We start from the raw sequence: 17,960 nt of genomic DNA on the forward strand, positions 1-17,960 counted from the left end.
TTTCATGTACTCCCACTTCGTGTGAAGGCGGCCAGTCCCTTCCGGTAGCCGTATTGCCACTGCGCTTCGACCTGGGTACGGTACGCCGCGTAGGCGGGGGCGACGAGGCGCATGCGGTTCTGCCGCCAGCGGATTTCCTTCTTGAGGCCGTGGCCACGCAGCGCCTGCGCCATGTCCGCCGTATCGATCCACACGTCGGCATGCTGCCCATGGACCGCGCGCCAGCGCGCATCGCCATCGATGCCGAGCACCGCACGCCAGGCGGGCGACACCAGCCAGGGATTGAGCCGCCCCTTGCGCTCCATCGCCACGCTGGCGGCCAGGCGCCGCGCCAGCTCGATCGGGAACAGGTCGATCACGCCGCCCGTGTAATGGCAGCCCGCGTGCGCGTGGCAACGGAAATAGAACATGTCGGCCACCGAAGTGCGCACCGCGTCCTCGAGGGGCATCGCGCCGTCGACGTGCAGGCCGGGAGCGATGGCGCCACCGCTCCAGCGCGGGTCGGCAGCGGGCGCGGTCATCCCGTCCAGCAGGCCGGCCACGCGCGCATCGGCGAACACGGTTTCCGCGAACAGCGCGCGGCCGCCGCGCGGCCGCCCCACGTCTTCGCGGCCGAACAGCAGCTTGCCGCCGACGATCGCCACCGCCGGTCCGTCGGCACCCGACGGCGGGGGCAGCGGCACGCGGGCCGGCAGGTCGAACAGGTAATCGTCGAACAGGTCGGGAACGACCGGGACCTGTGCGCGGTGCAGCCAGCGCCGCGCGACGCCGGCCAGCATCGGCCATGGCGCCGCGCGCGCGGTCGACTGCACGCCGGCGAAGAAGCCGTACACCTCCGGAGAGGCCAGCCACGCCTTGCGCGCCTGCGCATCGGGCAGGCGGGCGATCGCCGCCGCCGCCACGGCGCCACCGCAGCTGGCCAGCAGGATATCCGGCGCGTGGCCGGTTTCCTCGGCCGCCGCATGGATGCCGAGGTAATAGCCGAAGCGAAAGCCGCCACCGGCCAGCACCAGGCAACGCGCGTATTGATGCGGTTTCTGCATGCCCTGCATAATGCCCAAATGCGATTTCAATCACAAGGCAAGCTGCCATCGATCCGAGTGCGCGCCGGCCACCTGCTGTTCAACTGGCTCGTGTTCGGCCTGTGCTACCCGCTCAGCCAGGTCATCGCCGCGCACGCGCCGCTGCGGCACAGCGTGGCCCTGCCGTTCGAGGCCGGCATGCCGTTCTGGCCGTGGATGATCGTTCCCTATGCCACGTCCGCCCTCTTCTTCACCCTCGTGTTCATGGTGGTGCCCACCGCCGAGCAGTTGCGCGTGACCGGCCGGCGCATGGCGTCGGCGACCGTGATCGCGGCGCTGGTCTTCGCCATCTTCCCGGCCCGCTTCACGCTGGCCCGCCCGGCGCTCGACGATCCGCTGCTGGCGGCGGCCTACGGCTTCCTTGAAATGGTCGACCAGCCATACAACCAGCTGCCGTCGCTGCACGTGGCGTACTGCCTGCTGTTCTGGCTCGCATTGCGCCCACTGGTGCGGGGGTGGCGGCGCCTCGCGCTGGCCGCATGGCTGGTGCTGGTGGCGGCCAGCACGCTGTTCACGTGGCAGCACCACGTCGCCGACGTGGTCGCGGGGCTGGCCCTCGGTGCCGCCGTGGCACGGCTCGTGCGGCCGGGCTCCACGCGACGCTCGACGGTGGCATTCCATTACACGATCGCCGCCGGCATCACGCTGCACGCCGGCTGGTTCGTGCTGGGCAGCTGGGTGGCGCTGTATGCCGCTGCCTGCCTGCTGCTGGTGGCGCTCGCGTACGCGCGGCGCGACAGCAATTTCCTGCGCAAGCGCGCCGGGCGCCACTCGATGGTGGCATGGCTGCTGTACTGGCCCTACCTGGCCGGCTACCTGTTGACTTGGGCGCTGGTGCGCCTGCGCGAACGGGGCGGCGCGGCGTTCACCCAGCAGGCGCCGGGGCTGTTCGTGGGCCGGCGCCTGTCCCCCGTGGAGGCGCGGCGCCTGCCGAACGATTGCTGCGTGATCGACCTGTCGCCGGAACTGCCGGAAGTGCGGGCGCTGCGTGGCATCCATTACCGGCATGCGCCGCTGCTCGACCTGCATGCGCCGCGGCCGTCGGAGGTACGTGCGGTGCTGGCGCTGGTCGCGGAGCAGCACGCGCAGGGCCGCCCTGTTTTCCTCCACTGCGCAATGGGTTACAGTCGCAGCCGTTTCATCGCCCGTCTCCATGCAAGGAAAACCCAACGATGCCTTTCTCGATCTACCAGCTGAAACCACGCTTCCAGCAGTTGCTGCGCCCCGCCCTGCTCTCCTTCGCCCGCGCGGGCGCCACGCCGAACCAGGTGACGCTGGCAGCCATGTTCCTGTCCTGCGCCTATGGGGTGGCGCTTGCGCTCCATCCCGGCAACGCGGCCCTCTGGTACGGCCTGCCGGCCTTCCTGCTGCTGCGCATGGCGTTGAACGCGATCGACGGCATGCTCGCCACCGCAACCGGAAACAAGACGAATCTGGGCGCGCTGCTCAACGAGATGGGCGACCAGGTTTCCGATGCGGCGCTGTACCTGCCGTTCGCGCTGGCGGCCGGCATTTCCGCGCCGTTGGTCACGGTGCTGGTCGTGGTGGCGCTGCTGGCCGAATTCGCCGGCGTGCTCGCCCATGGCGTGGGTGTCGAGCGCCGCTTCGATGGGCCGATGGGCAAGAGCGACCGCGCGTTTGCGTTCGGCGTGATCGCCCTGCTGATCGGCTCGGGCGTTGCCCCCTTGTGGAGCAACGGCTTGCTGTGCGTGGTGCTGCTGCTGGCCGTGCTGACGGTGTTCAACCGGCTGCGCCAGGCGCTGCGGCTTTCCGTGCCACCGACACGGTGAAGATGCCGTCCACGCCGATCAGCGTGCCACGCTTTTCCGCACCGGCCACGCTCACCAGCGCATCCATCTCGGCCTGCGGACGGGGGCGCATGCGCCACGGTTCCCCGCGGTGGTTGGTCAGCGTGCCGGCGATCATCTCCAGCTGCGGGTGCCACGGCTGGGCGGTGTAGATGAGGTAGCCGCCGGGCCTCAGGCTGGCCACCACGCCCCGCAGGGAGCGCAGCACCATCGCATTGTCGCTGAACAGCTCATACAGGCCGGACACCACGGCGATATCGTACTTGCCCTCCTCCCCGCCGTAGCTGGTGCTGTCGAATGCGTCGCGCTGGCGGCAATCGACCATGGCGTGCAGCCCCAGGCTTGCCGCCAGTTCCCGTGCGCGGTCCACGTTGTGCTGTTCGTAGTCGCACAGGGTTACTTCGATATGGCGGTCCTGGAAGCGCTTGACCGTTTCCAGCACATAGCGCGCGGAACCGGCGGCGATGTCCAGGATGCGCAGCGGTTCATCGGCGGAATGCGCAGCGGGATGGGCCGCGATGCGCTGTGCGAGCAGTTGCTGCAGTTGCGTCTTGCGCACGCGGATGCCGCGCCAACCGACGGCATCGAGGTAGCCGCGGTCCATCACCGCGCCGAACAGCAGCTTGCCGCCGGCCTGGTTGCGGTAGACGTAGTCGAGCGATGCGCCGGAGTCGAATCCGTGCCGCAAGCCGATGCGCATACCGTTGCTCAGCCAGCCGAGCATCGACAGCATCTTGCGCTGCACCGCATAGGATGCCCGCGTGGCGGCACTGCCGTAGTCGTCGCGCTGCAGCGCCGCGTAGGTGCGGGCACTGGCGCTCGTGCTGTCCGCCTGCACATAGTGGACGGGTGACAGCGGCGCCGTGGAAAAGCAGTCGGCGATGAAGGCACGGCTGGCCTCCAGGGCAGCCGCCATGTCGCGCTCGTAGAGGACGGCATGATAGCAGTCGCTCAGCCTGACATAGCGCTTGAGCGGCGACGACAGGCGCTCGAAGAAGGTTTTTTGCGGCGCTTCATGGACCACATAATCCTTGTCGGCCACCAGCATCAGGACCGGAACGTCGATCGCCGCGGCATCCATGACGATGCGCTTCGCCGTGTCCGCGAGCTCCAGCAGGATTTGCGCGGAAATGCTCTTGGCGATCAATGGGTCTGCCGCGTAGGCCGTCGCTTCCTGGGGCGAATGCGTCAGCATGCCTGGGCGGATATAGCTGGTCACGAACAGGTCCGGCTTGAAACGCCGCGCAAAACGCAGCGCCGGTTTCGCCAGCGGCACGTACAGCTTGATCTGGAATGCGGCCGCCGCCATGATGAGGCCACGGATGCGCGGTGCATAGTCATGTACCCAGGTGGCCGCCACGACGGCACCGACGCTGTTCGCCACCACCAGCATGTTCTCCCGCGCGATGCCGTGGCGTTGCGCGATGTGCGCCACGAAGTCGTCCAGGTCCCGAACCAGCGTGGCAAAGTCCGGCGCGGCACCGCGCTCGCCCGGCGAATGGCCATGGCCGCGCGCGTCGTATGCGAACGCCCAGTCCTGCTGGCAGCCAAAGCTCTCGACCAGTTGCGCGATACGGCCCGAGTGCTCGTGGCCACGGTGCAGGAACACGAGGGCGCGCTGCGCGCCATCGCTGCGCGCTGCCTTCGGTTGCCATGCGCGGTAGAAGAGCCGGGTACCGTCGGCGGCGTCGAAGCCGGATTCCGATGTCACCCAAGCTGCGGGATGTTCGCTTTTCATGAGGTTGCACCTTCCAATGTGATGAGCAGGACGTACAGCAGCGGCGCGGTGACCACGAGACTGTCGATACGGTCGAGGATGCCGCCGTGGCCGGGAATCAGCTGCGAGAAGTCCTTGATGCCGAGGCAGCGCTTCGCGGCCGAAAACATCAGGTCGCCGAAGAAGCCGCCGACCGAGAGCAGCAGCGCGTAGATGGCCAATCTGCCAGGTGTACCGAGTTGCAGGTGGGTGCCCAGAGCGAGCGTGACGAGTTGCGAGACAACGAGACCGCCGAGCAGGCCCTGCCATGTCTTGTTCGGGCTGATCGTCGGCGCGATCTTGCGGTTCCCGAACAACCTGCCGGCAACGAACTGGCCAATATCGTTGAGCGCCGTGACGATGAAGAGGTAGAACAGCCATGCCAGGCTTGCGTCCTGGCCGAGCGGCAGGTGAATGAACTGCACGAGCGTCCATGCCGTGGCTATCGTCAGCCAGAGCAGCAAGTACACGAGGTGCGACGTGCACCGCTCGATCTGGAACAGCAGGAGCTGCGCAACGATGAGCACGGGCAGCAACACCGGTAACACGGCAGGCGACAGCCATTGCACGATACCGACGATGACGACGGCCAGGGCAGCGTTGTGGCGGAAGCGCGGCGCTGCTTCCTCACCATACGGCGCCAGTTCTCGGATGGCCAGCAGGCAGATCAGCCCAGCCAGTGCCCACAGGCCAAAGGGGTACAGCAAGAGGGCGAGCGTTACGATCGGAAAAATCCGCCACCAGGCATTCACCTGGGAACGCAAACTGCCGGTCGGTGCCGCAACCCGCTGTACCACAAGAGACGTAATGCCGAGCAAGCCATAGAGTGCCGTCATGGCAATACCGATCTGTGATCCGGAAGAGATAAACGGCAGCATGGAGGTCTGGTGATGTTGACAACCCGTCATTATAGTAAGCGCAGTGGCTGGCGTGGAGACGGGAAATCGGCAGATTCGAATAGAGGCTGTTCTCGATTTTCAATGTTCGAAACGGGCCCTGCCAAGCATATTATCAAAGGTGAAGGAAGGAATATGAACGCCGCTGCTATTACGCAACGTTTTTTTTCAGCAAGGCTGGGGAGTTCGGCCGAACAGACGTGGGCCTGGACAGCCAGCGATTCCATAAGGTCGGGCAGGGCCCGGCCGAACGATCGGCGCATTCGACGGCTCGGAGCGGAGGTTACGCACGGATGAGGCGACGCAAAAATGAAAAAAGCCCGCAGCGATCACGCTACGGGCTTTTCTCGGAATAACAGCCTGACGATAACCTACTTTCACACTGGTTGCAGCACTATCATCGGCGCAAAGTCGTTTCACGGTCCTGTTCGGGATGGGAAGGGGTGGGACCGACTTGCTATGGTCATCAGGCATGACTTGTACGGTGCGTTGCTCTCAGTGGAGCAGCAACGAACCTCAATCTGGATTCAGTAAAGTTAGGGTACTCATCAAGAGTAAATGCAGATATAACCGTCAAGGTTATAGGGACAAGCCGTACGGGCAATTAGTATCAGTTAGCTTAATGCATTACTGCACTTCCACACCTGACCTATCAACGTCCTGGTCTCGAACGACCCTTCAAGGAGCTCAAGGCTCCGGGAAATCTCATCTTAAGGCAAGTTTCCCGCTTAGATGCTTTCAGCGGTTATCTCTTCCGAACTTAGCTACCCGGCAATGCCACTGGCGTGACAACCGGTACACCAGAGGTTCGTCCACTCCGGTCCTCTCGTACTAGGAGCAGCCCCCTTCAAATTTCCAACGCCCACGGCAGATAGGGACCAAACTGTCTCACGACGTTTTAAACCCAGCTCACGTACCACTTTAAATGGCGAACAGCCATACCCTTGGGACCGGCTACAGCCCCAGGATGTGATGAGCCGACATCGAGGTGCCAAACTCCCCCGTCGATATGAACTCTTGGGAGGAATCAGCCTGTTATCCCCAGAGTACCTTTTATCCGTTGAGCGATGGCCCTTCCATACAGAACCACCGGATCACTATGTCCTACTTTCGTACCTGCTCGACTTGTCGGTCTCGCAGTTAAGCACGCTTATGCCATTGCACTATTAGCACGATGTCCGACCGTACCTAGCGTACCTTCGAACTCCTCCGTTACACTTTAGGAGGAGACCGCCCCAGTCAAACTGCCTACCATGCACTGTCCCCGATCCGGATAACGGACCAAGGTTAGAACCTCAAACAAACCAGGGTGGTATTTCAAGGTTGGCTCCACGAGAACTGGCGTCCCCGCTTCAAAGCCTCCCACCTATCCTACACAGATTGGTTCAAAGTCCAATGCAAAGCTACAGTAAAGGTTCATGGGGTCTTTCCGTCTAGCCGCGGGTAGATTGCATCATCACAAACACTTCAACTTCGCTGAGTCTCGGGAGGAGACAGTGTGGCCATCGTTACGCCATTCGTGCAGGTCGGAACTTACCCGACAAGGAATTTCGCTACCTTAGGACCGTTATAGTTACGGCCGCCGTTTACTGGGACTTCAATCAAGAGCTTGCACCCCATCATTTAATCTTCCAGCACCGGGCAGGCGTCACACCCTATACGTCCACTTTCGTGTTTGCAGAGTGCTGTGTTTTTATTAAACAGTCGCAGCCACCATTTTATTGCAACCCTTTCACCCTTCTGCAGTAAAGCAGTCAAGCTACCGGGGCGTACCTTTTCCCGAAGTTACGGTACCAATTTGCCGAGTTCCTTCTCCCGAGTTCTCTCAAGCGCCTTAGAATACTCATCTCGCCCACCTGTGTCGGTTTGCGGTACGGTCTCGTATGACTGAAGCTTAGAGGCTTTTCTTGGAACCACTTCCGATTGCTTCAGGGTCAATGACCCTTCGTCCCAGTCCCTTGAATTATGTGCCCGGATTTGCCTAAGCACCTTCTATGAACCAGAAACTGACTATTCCAACAGTCAGACAACCTTCCGCGATCCGTCCCCCCATCGCATCATACGACGGTGCAGGAATATTAACCTGCTTCCCATCAGCTACGCATCTCTGCCTCGCCTTAGGGGCCGACTCACCCTGCTCCGATGAACGTTGAACAGGAAACCTTGGGCTTACGGCGTGCGGGCTTTTCACCCGCATTATCGCTACTCATGTCAGCATTCGCACTTCTGATACCTCCAGCAGCCTTTACAAGCCACCTTCGCAGGCTTACAGAACGCTCTCCTACCATATCCTTACGGATATCCGCAGCTTCGGTGACTGGCTTAGCCCCGTTACATCTTCCGCGCAGGACGACTCGATCAGTGAGCTATTACGCTTTCTTTAAATGATGGCTGCTTCTAAGCCAACATCCTGACTGTTTTAGCCTTCCCACTTCGTTTTCCACTTAGCCAATCTTTGGGACCTTAGCTGGCGGTCTGGGTTGTTTCCCTCTTGACGCCGGACGTTAGCACCCGACGTCTGTCTCCCAAGCTCGCACTCATCGGTATTCGGAGTTTGCAATGGTTTGGTAAGTCGCGATGACCCCCTAGCCATAACAGTGCTCTACCCCCGATGGTGATACTTGAGGCACTACCTAAATAGTTTTCGGAGAGAACCAGCTATTTCCAAGTTTGTTTAGCCTTTCACCCCTATCCACAGCTCATCCCCTAATTTTTCAACATTAGTGGGTTCGGTCCTCCAGTGCGTGTTACCGCACCTTCAACCTGGCCATGGATAGATCACTTGGTTTCGGGTCTACACCCAGCAACTGACGCCCTGTTCGGACTCGATTTCTCTACGGCTCCCCTATATGGTTAACCTCGCTACTGAATGTAAGTCGCTGACCCATTATACAAAAGGTACGCCGTCACGGAACAAGTCCGCTCCGACTGTTTGTATGCACACGGTTTCAGGATCTATTTCACTCCCCTCCCGGGGTTCTTTTCGCCTTTCCCTCACGGTACTGGTTCACTATCGGTCGATTACGAGTATTTAGCCTTGGAGGATGGTCCCCCCATATTCAGACAGGATTTCTCGTGTCCCGCCCTACTTGTCGTACGCTTAGTACCACCGGTCTGATTTCGTGTACGGGGCTATCACCCGCTATGGCGCCTATTTCCAGAGGCTTCCACTATCAGTCCGACTATCACGTACAGGCTCTTCCCATTTCGCTCGCCACTACTTTGGGAATCTCGGTTGATTTCTTTTCCTGCAGCTACTTAGATGTTTCAGTTCGCCGCGTTCGCCTCACACACCTATGTATTCAGTGAGTGATACCCTGAAAGGGTGGGTTTCCCCATTCGGAAATCTTCGGATCAAAGCTCGTTTGTCAGCTCCCCGAAGCTTATCGCAGACTACTACGTCCTTCATCGCCTGTAATCGCCAAGGCATCCGCCATGTGCACTTAGTCACTTGTCCCTATAACCTTGACGGCTATAGCTTCAAATGCATTTACTACTGTGTTTGATGAGTTTTTGTATGCGTTCTTTCGAACACTACCCTAAGTGTGAATCTTTCGATCCACGCTTAATAAAACTTTACTTCATCCAGATTGTTAAAGAACGAAACAGCTTAGATCTCTAAAAGATCAAACCTAAACATCTTGTGCTTACGTTTGATATCTTACGCAGATGCGTTGGTGGAGGATGACGGGATCGAACCGACGACCCCCTGCTTGCAAAGCAGGTGCTCTCCCAGCTGAGCTAATCCCCCAAGGATTTCTGTGCAATACGTGGTGGGTCTGGTTGGGCTCGAACCAACGACCCCCGCGTTATCAACACGGTGCTCTAACCAGCTGAGCTACAGACCCGCATGATCTTGCGGTGCTACTGTTTCTTCTTCATTCGACAGTCGATAAGTGTGAGCGTTTGATGCACGACCTTGCGGTCAGTGCCTACTCTAGAAAGGAGGTGATCCAGCCGCACCTTCCGATACGGCTACCTTGTTACGACTTCACCCCAGTCACGAATCCTACCGTGGTAAGCGCCCTCCTTGCGGTTAAGCTACCTACTTCTGGTAAAACCCGCTCCCATGGTGTGACGGGCGGTGTGTACAAGACCCGGGAACGTATTCACCGCGACATGCTGATCCGCGATTACTAGCGATTCCAACTTCATGTAGTCGAGTTGCAGACTACAATCCGGACTACGATACACTTTCTGGGATTAGCTCCCCCTCGCGGGTTGGCGGCCCTCTGTATGTACCATTGTATGACGTGTGAAGCCCTACCCATAAGGGCCATGAGGACTTGACGTCATCCCCACCTTCCTCCGGTTTGTCACCGGCAGTCTCATTAGAGTGCCCTTTCGTAGCAACTAATGACAAGGGTTGCGCTCGTTGCGGGACTTAACCCAACATCTCACGACACGAGCTGACGACAGCCATGCAGCACCTGTGTTCAGGTTCCCTTTCGGGCACTCCCCGATCTCTCGAGGATTCCTGACATGTCAAGGGTAGGTAAGGTTTTTCGCGTTGCATCGAATTAATCCACATCATCCACCGCTTGTGCGGGTCCCCGTCAATTCCTTTGAGTTTTAATCTTGCGACCGTACTCCCCAGGCGGTCTACTTCACGCGTTAGCTGCGTTACTAAGTCAATTAAGACCCAACAACTAGTAGACATCGTTTAGGGCGTGGACTACCAGGGTATCTAATCCTGTTTGCTCCCCACGCTTTCGTGCATGAGCGTCAATCTTAGCCCAGGGGGCTGCCTTCGCCATCGGTGTTCCTCCACATCTCTACGCATTTCACTGCTACACGTGGAATTCTACCCCCCTCTGCCAGATTCCAGCCTTGCAGTCTCCAACGCCATTCCCAGGTTAAGCCCGGGGATTTCACGTCAGACTTACAAAACCGCCTGCGCACGCTTTACGCCCAGTAATTCCGATTAACGCTTGCACCCTACGTATTACCGCGGCTGCTGGCACGTAGTTAGCCGGTGCTTATTCTTCAGGTACCGTCATGAGGTACGGATATTAGCCGCACCCTTTTCTTCCCTGACAAAAGAGCTTTACAACCCGAAGGCCTTCTTCACTCACGCGGCATTGCTGGATCAGGGTTGCCCCCATTGTCCAAAATTCCCCACTGCTGCCTCCCGTAGGAGTCTGGACCGTGTCTCAGTTCCAGTGTGGCTGGTCGTCCTCTCAGACCAGCTACTGATCGTCGCCTTGGTGAGCCTTTACCTCACCAACTAGCTAATCAGATATCGGCCGCTCCAGGAGCACAAGGCCTTGCGGTCCCCTGCTTTCATCCATAGATCGTATGCGGTATTAGCGTAACTTTCGCTACGTTATCCCCCACTCTTGGGCACGTTCCGATATATTACTCACCCGTTCGCCACTCGCCGCCAGGCCGAAGCCCGCGCTGCCGTTCGACTTGCATGTGTAAAGCATGCCGCCAGCGTTCAATCTGAGCCAGGATCAAACTCTTCAGTTTAATCTCTGTTGTCTCGGCATTGCTGCCGAGGGTCATTCACTCAAAATACTGACGAATCATCCGAAGATGATTACGTTTATTTTGCGTGAACGTTTGATGCTATATATTTTGAGCTTCGGGACCGAAGTCCCGGGCACATCATCAAACGCCCACACTTATCGACTGTTGATTGTTAAAGAATTCTGCCCTTGAAGGCTTGCTACCGAACCGCTTGAGCTCGTCGACAAATCGTTGTGTTTGTCAGCAGCAGAGAGATGAGATTATGCGGTGTTTCGTGCAGCTCGTCAACCCCTCGGTTTGTATCGCAATGTTGCTCAAGCGATTCAAACATCCTGTCGCATCGTTTCGTTTTCACGGCTGCGTTGCGGCAGGGACAGAACTATAGCAAATGGCGAATGCCTGCGCAAGTCCGGCGGCATAATTTTAGCCATCGCGGTATAGTCTTGACACTATTGCGAGCTCATCCATGCGACCTCCCTCCTTATTACACATTGCCGCCGCTATCGGCGCGGCCTACTCCGCCTGCGCTGGTGCTGCGGAACCATTTGCCGATGTAGTCGTCATCACGGCCAGCCGTATCGAACACAGCAGCTTTGAGCTGCCGGCTGCGATCGACGTGATCGACGCCGCTCGCGTTCGCGATGCCCAGTTGCGAGTCAATGCCTCGGAATCCCTGGTAGCGATACCGGGCCTGGTGGTGCAAAACCGTCAGAACTACGCGCAGGACCTGCAGATTTCCTCCCGCGGCTTCGGCGCCCGCTCCGCCTTTGGCGTGCGCGGCGTTCGTCTGATCGCCGACGGTATTCCCGCGACGATGCCGGATGGCCAGGGCCAGGCTGCCACCTTCAACCTGGACCGTGCCCAGCGCATCGAAGTGCTGCGCGGCCCCTTCTCCGCGCTGTACGGCAATCATTCGGGTGGCGTCGTCCAGCTCTTCACGGAAGAAGGCCGGGAACCGGCATCGGTCGAAACATCGGTCATGGCCGGCAGCAACGGGCAGCGCAAGGTCGACCTCAGCACGCAGGGGCGTAGCGGAAAGATCGGTTATGTCGTGGATGTTTCGCGCTTCGAGACGGATGGCTATCGCGACCACAGCGCGGCGCGCCGCGACCAGCAATTCGCCAAGCTGACCGTGGCGCCGGATTCGCGCAGCAAACTTACCCTGGTGGCCAGCGGCCTGCGCCAGAAAGACACGGAGGATCCGCTGGGGGTGCAGTGGGCCACCTACGAGCGCGACCCGCGCGCAGGCGAGACCGATCCTACCGATACGGAAACGCCGAAGCGCACCTATGCCGATCGCTACAACACCCGCAAGAGCATCGATCACCAGCAGGCCGGCGCCAGCTATGACATCTACTTCGGCGAAAACCGCCTGCACCTGATGGCCTACGGCGGCAACCGCGAAGTGGTGCAGTACCAGGCCTTTTCGCGCGGCTTCCAGGCGCCGGCCACCCATTCCGGCGGCGTAATCGACTTCGATCGCGATTTCTACGGCGCGGCCATCAACTGGACGGATGTTCGCCGCTTCGACCAGGGGGTGCTGCGCACCACGGTGGGCCTCGATTACGACCGCTCGAAAGACGACCGCAAAGGCTATGAGAATTTCGCCGGCTCCCAGCTGGGTGTGAGAGGTAACCTGCGGCGCGACGAGGAAGACGTCGTCTCCAATGTCGATCCCTATGTGCAGACGGAATGGCAGAGCGGCCCATGGCGCCTGACCGCAGGCGTGCGGCACAGCCGCGTGAAAGTGGAAGTCGACGACCGCTTCTTCGTCAACGGTAATGACAGCGGCGACCTGACGTTCACGCGCACGACGCCCGTGCTGGGCGCACTGTACAAGGTGACGCCCGACCTCAACGTATATGTAAGCGCCGCGCGGGGCTTCGAGACGCCGACGCTGAACGAACTGTTCTACTCCGGCACGGCCGGCGGCTTCAATTACGATCTGCGCCCGGCACGCAGTACCCATCTGGAAGCGGGCACCAAGTTCCGCGTGGCCGAAAACACGCGCATCGACGCGGCCCTGTTCGAAGTCCGCACGCGCGACGAAGTGGTGGTCGACGCCTCCAGCGGAGGGCGCACGAGTTACCGCAACGCCAGCAAGACACTGCGGCAGGGGATCGAAGTTTCCGTCGATTCCTCCTGGTCCGGCGGTTTCTCGGCCCGCGTGGCGCTGACGGGCCTGCGCGCGGTGTACGACCAGGCCTTCGGCAATGTCGCCGAAGGCAGCAGGCTGCCCGGCGTGGCACGCACCACGGCTTACGGCGAACTGGCCTGGAAGGATGCGGGCGGTCGCTTCGGCGCGGCAGTGGAAGCGCTGGCCAACGGTAAAGTCTACGCCGAGGATACGAACCGGGAAAAGGCGGCGCCGGGCTATGGCTTGCTCAACCTGCGCTTCACGGCAATGCAGCCGATCGGCGGCTGGCGGTTGAAGGAGTTCATCCGACTGAACAACCTGCTCGACAAGCAGTACGTGGGCTCCGTGATCGTGGGCGACACGAACAGGCGCTATTACGAAGCGGCGCCGGACCGCAACTGGCAGGCGGGATTCAGCGCGCAGTATCTTTTCTAGCGCCTTGAGGTCTGACGGTGCACGTGCTGTACCGCTCCCCCGCCTCGAACGACACGTGCACCGGCAGGAACTGCGCGATCACCTCGGCATTGGTGATCGCGTGCTGCGACACGTGATCGAGCGTGTAGCTGCCGCCGCCTGCCAGGGCCAGCGGCAGCATCAGCTGGTCGCCCAGGTGTTCGCCCAGCGCCGCGCCGGAAATGAGGTAACGCTTCGCTTCGAGAATGGCATCGCCGGCCACGTCCTCGGCGCGGCGGCGCTTCTCGCCCACCGATGAAAACACTTCTGTCACGTGCTCGCTCCGCAGCACGATCAGCACGGCATTGCCTGGCCCCTGGTCGTTTGCAAGAGGGTGGGCAAACAGCTGGTCGTCCCGCCAGTGCAAGCCCTTGCCGATGGATTCGAGCTCGCGGTGCGCGACCGCGAGTGGAATCGCCGCCACGTAGGCATCCGCCCGCCCTTCGCGCAGCGTGCCCCGCTCGGTGAGATGCAGCTGGGCCAGGCGTGCACATGGCCAGACAGCGGCGCACACTTCACCACCGCCGTTCGGATAGAAACCGAAACGCTTCAACTCGAAGTCGACCTGGGCGCCCATCGCCCTCAGCACAGGCACATAGGCATGCTCGATGAAATGGGCTGGCGGCGCCTTTGGATTGTGCGTGCCGCCACTGACCTTGATGACCGAGGGTACATCCGCATGCAGCAGCGCCGGAATCAGCGTCTGCAGCACGAGCGTGGCACTGCCGGCTGTGCCGATGGCGAACTCGTAGATACCGCCCTTGATGCTGCGCGGCGAAAAGCTCAGCTCCGCGGAGCCGACTTCCGCATGGCTGACCTGCGCATCGCAAACGGTGGCAGCGGCACGCACTGCCATCAGGTGCTGCCGCATCAGGCCGGGCTTGGCCCGGTTGGCACGGATGTTTCGGATGTGGAATGGCTGGCCGGTGATCATCGACAGCGTCAGCGACGAGCGCAGGATCTGCCCGCCGCCCTCTCCCGTTGAACCATCGAGCTCGATCATGTCGCTCGCCTTTCAACCTTTTACACAAACAACCTGCTTGAGTGTGTGCACCACCTCTACCAGATCGCGCTGCGCGTGCATCACGGCATCGATGTCCTTGTACGCCATCGGTATCTCGTCAACCACGCCCTCATCCTTCCGGCACTCCACGCCTTCGGTGGCGCGCGCCTGGTCCTCGCGCGTAAAGCGGCGCTTCGCCTCGCTACGGCTCATCGTGCGGCCCGCACCGTGACTGCAACTGGTGAAGCTTTCCTCGTTGCCCTTGCCGCGCACGATGTAGCTGCGCGCGCCCATCGAGCCGGGAATGATGCCCAGCTCGCCGGCCTTGGCGGAGACGGCGCCCTTGCGCGTGACCAGCACGTCCTGGCCGAAATGGCGCTCCTTCTGCACGTAATTGTGATGGCAGTTGACCGCTTCCACATGCGTCTCGAACGGCTTCCTGATCACCGCACGCACAGCCTGGATGAGGTTTTGCATCATCACCTCGCGATTCATGCGGGCGAACTTCTGCGCCCAGCCCACCGCTTCCACGTAATCGTCGTAATGCTGGGTACCTTCCTTCAGGTAGGCCAGGTCGCGGTCCGGAAGGTTGGACAGGTGCGTGCGCATGTCCTTCTGCGCCAGTTCGATGAAGTGATTGCCGATCGCATTGCCCACGCCGCGCGAGCCCGAATGCAGCATCAGCCACACGGCGCCTTCCTCATCCAGGCAGACTTCGATGAAATGGTTGCCGGTGCCGAGCGTGCCCAGGTGCTTGTAGTTGTTGGTGTGCCGCAGCTTCGGCGTCTTGGCGCAGATGACGTCGAACTCGTCCTTCAATTGCCCCCACGCGGCGTCCACGGCGGACGGCGGGTTCTGCCACGACCCCTCGTCGCGCCCCTTGAAGCTGCGTGTCTTCGGCGACAGGCCGTGCGGAATCGCCCTTTCGATCGCGCTGCGCAACGGGCCCAGGTTGTCGGGCAGGTCGTTCGCCGTCAAGGTCGTCTTCGCGGCCATCATGCCGCAGCCGATGTCCACGCCGACGGCCGCGGGAATGACGGCGCCCAGCGTGGGGATGACGCTGCCGATCGTCGAGCCCTTGCCGAGGTGGACGTCGGGCATCACGGCGATATGCTTGTAAATGAAGGGCATCTTCGCCGTGTTCGCCAGCTGCTCCTTCGCCTCCGGCTCCACGGGCACGCCATGCGTCCACATCTTGACGGGACGGCCGCCCTTCACTTCGATGGTGTCGTAGTCTGCGCTCATGCTGCTCTCCTGCCGGCATTATCTTCGATCCGGCTGGAGAGGCGCACACGATCAATAACTGCCGAGTGCCTTCCCGAACCTGATGAGCCACAACCTGCTCGGCCGTTCCATATCGGTACCGCGCGCGACCCGGATCGTGTTGGCGGTATTGCACCCGGCCGCGCTGCTGGCGACGATGTCGCCGTTCGCGTTGGCATTGCACTTGGTGACGTCGGCGTCGGCAATGGCGTCGCCTGCCGCCGTGAACAGTCTGGTCCTCAAGCCGAAATCATTGTCGTTTGCGATCGCCAACGTGTTCGCATCGACGAGCGTCAGCCCTTCCGCCTTCTCGGCCAGCCAGCCGATGGCGTTCAGGTCCAGCAGCTGCGTCTTCTTCATCGGCACGACCTTCGACCAATCGGCGCCATTGACTGCCGCGCCGGACATCGAGCTCTTTTCCAGGTCGGAGGTGCCGGCATTGAAGGCTTCGGCGGCAACGTCGGTGGCGGCGCCGATTTCAACCAGCATCAGCTTGTTGAAAACCTTGCCTTTCGGGTCGGCGCCCTGTTCGATGACGATGAACTTGCCGTTGCCCAGTGCGACCACGTCGCCGAGCTTGGCGTTGCCGGTACGGCCATCCTGGTAGTCCCCGGCGGCGATCGGATATGCGTACATCCTTGTCGTCGTGCCGGTCTTCGGATCGAATTCAATCCAGCGCGTGAAGCGCGCGAAGCGTTCCACCTGTTCGCTCTTGCCGGTAACGGCGTACGGAGCGCTGCCATCGCTCAGCGGACTTTGCAGGAAGCCGTGCAACTTGTCGGTCGAGGCATCGAGCGTCAGACCCTCCATGCCGCGGTTTGCGCGGCGCTTTGCGAAGATCGCGGGCAAGCCGCTGCCGGGCGCGTACCTGTTCTGGATCACGCCGGTGACCGCATCGACCTTGACGATGAAGGGACCGTATTCATCGGATATCCACAGCGCATTGCGCTGCTTGTCGAAGACAACAGCTTCGCTGTCGATGCCGTTCGCGTCGAATTTCGCCTTCGTGGAAGAATCGAACTTCATCGCGTCCATGACCGGCACTTCGGCCGAATTGCCGAGCGAGCCTTCCGGAATCGGCAGGCCGGTCGCATTGACCGCGGCCGATACCTTGATCGGCATGGTCGATTGCAGCACGGCGCCGGCCTTGCCCACCGTAATCAGGCCGACCGAGGGCGCAAAGGATGGTGCGGGGAAGATCTTGCTGCCGGTCGTGCCGGTGCCGCCGGGCGAGGGAACACCCGGGCCGTCGCCATTCGGGCCTCGGTCGGTCAGGCCGTAGAACTCCAGGTCGCCGTTGGCATTCGTGCCCTTGAACGCGAGCGAGGAGCCGTACGACGGCAGGAAGCCCTGGGGGAATTCCTCCTTTACCCGGGCATTCGTGCCTTCGTAAGGAATGTAGTACTTGCTGTCGGCCTGGATCTGGTAGCGCGTCACGCTGACTTCGACGGCCCCCTGGACGAATTTCTCCACGGCGGGGCTGCCGAGCTTCGCCGCGAGCGTATCCTCGAAATGTTCGCGAACGAGCATGCGGCGGTCGGCGTCCACCGTGCGCGCTGCGTACTTGCCGCCTGCCGCGGCGAGCAAGGGTGCAAGGGCGGCGTTGAACGCCTCCGCCGGGCTGGCGAAGTCCAACGATATGCCAGCCATCGCGGCGCGCGTCTCGGCCGCGATGCGGATGCCGTTCGAAGGATCGCCGTCGTCGTCGAGCAGCTGGAGCGCGAGCAGGCGGTTGACGACCTTGACATCGTGGACATCCGCAGTGCCTGCCAGTTGCAGCGGCGTGATCGTGGCCGCGCAGGACGCACTGCCAAGGGCAATGCCGCCGATCGCGAAGCTGACCGCCTCCCCTTGTGCGCAGGTGAACTCACCCTTCGCTCCCGTCGCGGCACGGGCCGCGGTGCCGGCCACGTAGTCCACGCCGTCCACGGCGGCATCGAGGAAGACGCCGCTGATACGGTTTTGCACGGGCGCGGGGGCGGCAGGCGCATCGCTGTCACCGCCGCACGCGGCCAGCGCAACGGCCAGGGATAACAGCGACAGGTGGGGGAACTTCATGCGGACCTCATCGAATGAAAAGGCGCAGTCTA

General features: G+C 61.2%; 9 protein-coding genes, 2 tRNA genes and 3 rRNA genes. 3 read left to right on the forward strand and 11 right to left on the reverse strand.

Annotated elements, in window-relative coordinates:
* Positions 1-2: 2 nt before the first annotated feature.
* Positions 3-1,043: a patatin-like phospholipase family protein gene (locus V6Z91_RS06290; protein ID WP_338768075.1), complete on the reverse strand. Its 1,041-nt coding sequence runs from the start codon at positions 1,041-1,043 to the stop codon at positions 3-5.
* A gap of 18 nt (positions 1,044-1,061) precedes the next feature.
* Here V6Z91_RS06290 and V6Z91_RS06295 point away from each other — a divergent pair, with 18 nt between their 5' ends.
* Positions 1,062-2,279: a phosphatase PAP2/dual specificity phosphatase family protein gene (locus V6Z91_RS06295; RefSeq protein ID WP_338768077.1), complete on the forward strand. Its 1,218-nt coding sequence runs from the start codon at positions 1,062-1,064 to the stop codon at positions 2,277-2,279.
* Positions 2,255-2,872, forward strand: coding sequence for a CDP-alcohol phosphatidyltransferase family protein (locus V6Z91_RS06300; protein ID WP_338768079.1), 618 nt, complete (start codon positions 2,255-2,257; stop codon positions 2,870-2,872). The genes V6Z91_RS06295 and V6Z91_RS06300 overlap by 25 nt, the downstream gene beginning before the upstream one ends.
* On the opposite strand, the gene V6Z91_RS06305 is transcribed toward V6Z91_RS06300, so the two are convergent.
* From V6Z91_RS06305 to V6Z91_RS06335, 7 genes are all read right to left on the reverse strand, one after another.
* On the reverse strand, positions 2,823-4,601 hold the full coding sequence (locus V6Z91_RS06305) for a bifunctional alpha/beta hydrolase/class I SAM-dependent methyltransferase (RefSeq protein WP_338768081.1): 1,779 nt from the start codon (positions 4,599-4,601) through the stop codon (positions 2,823-2,825). The genes V6Z91_RS06300 and V6Z91_RS06305 overlap by 50 nt on opposite strands.
* 23 nt (positions 4,602-4,624) lie before the next feature.
* Positions 4,625-5,524 carry a phosphatidate cytidylyltransferase gene (locus V6Z91_RS06310; protein ID WP_338768085.1) on the reverse strand — a complete coding sequence of 300 codons (900 nt, stop codon included), beginning with the start codon at positions 5,522-5,524 and terminating at the stop codon, positions 4,625-4,627.
* Positions 5,525-5,900: 376 nt separating this feature from the next.
* Positions 5,901-6,013 (reverse strand): 5S ribosomal RNA (gene rrf, locus V6Z91_RS06315).
* Between the two features lie 112 nt (positions 6,014-6,125).
* Positions 6,126-8,999, reverse strand: a 23S ribosomal RNA gene (locus V6Z91_RS06320).
* 218 nt (positions 9,000-9,217) lie between these two features.
* Positions 9,218-9,293: transfer RNA gene (locus V6Z91_RS06325), tRNA-Ala, on the reverse strand.
* Positions 9,294-9,313: 20 nt separating this feature from the next.
* Positions 9,314-9,390 (reverse strand) — tRNA-Ile (locus tag V6Z91_RS06330).
* 93 nt (positions 9,391-9,483) lie between these two features.
* A 16S ribosomal RNA gene (locus V6Z91_RS06335) occupies positions 9,484-11,014 on the reverse strand.
* Together the 16S, 23S and 5S rRNA genes with 2 tRNA genes alongside form the textbook arrangement of a ribosomal RNA operon.
* Positions 11,015-11,480: 466 nt before the next feature.
* On the opposite strand from V6Z91_RS06335, the gene V6Z91_RS06340 reads away from it, so the two are divergent.
* The gene (locus V6Z91_RS06340) at positions 11,481-13,586 is read left to right on the forward strand and encodes a TonB-dependent receptor (protein ID WP_338768087.1); all 2,106 of its coding nucleotides are present in this window, start codon (positions 11,481-11,483) and stop codon (positions 13,584-13,586) included.
* On the opposite strand, the gene rtcA is transcribed toward V6Z91_RS06340, so the two are convergent.
* The 3 genes from rtcA to V6Z91_RS06355 are packed head-to-tail and all read right to left on the reverse strand — an operon-like array spanning position 13,564 to position 17,928.
* Positions 13,564-14,607 (reverse strand): RNA 3'-terminal phosphate cyclase, encoded by a 1,044-nt coding sequence (rtcA, locus tag V6Z91_RS06345; RefSeq protein WP_338768090.1) that lies wholly within the window; start codon positions 14,605-14,607, stop codon positions 13,564-13,566. The two genes, V6Z91_RS06340 and rtcA, sit on opposite strands and share 23 nt — an antisense overlap.
* Before the next feature lie 12 nt (positions 14,608-14,619).
* Positions 14,620-15,852, reverse strand: coding sequence for an RtcB family protein (locus tag V6Z91_RS06350; RefSeq protein WP_338768093.1), 1,233 nt, complete (start codon positions 15,850-15,852; stop codon positions 14,620-14,622).
* A gap of 51 nt (positions 15,853-15,903) precedes the next feature.
* A complete protein-coding gene (locus V6Z91_RS06355; protein ID WP_338768096.1) occupies positions 15,904-17,928 on the reverse strand; it encodes an esterase-like activity of phytase family protein in 2,025 nt (674 codons plus the stop codon).
* Between the last annotated feature and the right edge of the window lie 32 nt (positions 17,929-17,960).

Origin of the sequence: Massilia sp. METH4 (assembly GCF_037094685.1) — a bacterium.
Classification (GTDB): Bacteria; Pseudomonadota; Gammaproteobacteria; order Burkholderiales; family Burkholderiaceae_D; genus Rugamonas.

Coding starts and splice junctions, on each gene's coding strand:
- V6Z91_RS06295 (WP_338768077.1), top strand. CDS start 1,062: ATGCGATTTCAATCACAAGGCAAGCTGCCATCGATCCGAGTGCGCGCC.
- V6Z91_RS06340 (WP_338768087.1), top strand. CDS start 11,481: ATGCGACCTCCCTCCTTATTACACATTGCCGCCGCTATCGGCGCGGCC.
- V6Z91_RS06300 (WP_338768079.1), top strand. CDS start 2,255: ATGCCTTTCTCGATCTACCAGCTGAAACCACGCTTCCAGCAGTTGCTG.
- V6Z91_RS06310 (WP_338768085.1), bottom strand. CDS start 5,524: ATGCTGCCGTTTATCTCTTCCGGATCACAGATCGGTATTGCCATGACG.
- V6Z91_RS06355 (WP_338768096.1), bottom strand. CDS start 17,928: ATGAAGTTCCCCCACCTGTCGCTGTTATCCCTGGCCGTTGCGCTGGCC.
- rtcA (WP_338768090.1), bottom strand. CDS start 14,607: ATGATCGAGCTCGATGGTTCAACGGGAGAGGGCGGCGGGCAGATCCTG.
- V6Z91_RS06290 (WP_338768075.1), bottom strand. CDS start 1,043: ATGCAGAAACCGCATCAATACGCGCGTTGCCTGGTGCTGGCCGGTGGC.
- V6Z91_RS06350 (WP_338768093.1), bottom strand. CDS start 15,852: ATGAGCGCAGACTACGACACCATCGAAGTGAAGGGCGGCCGTCCCGTC.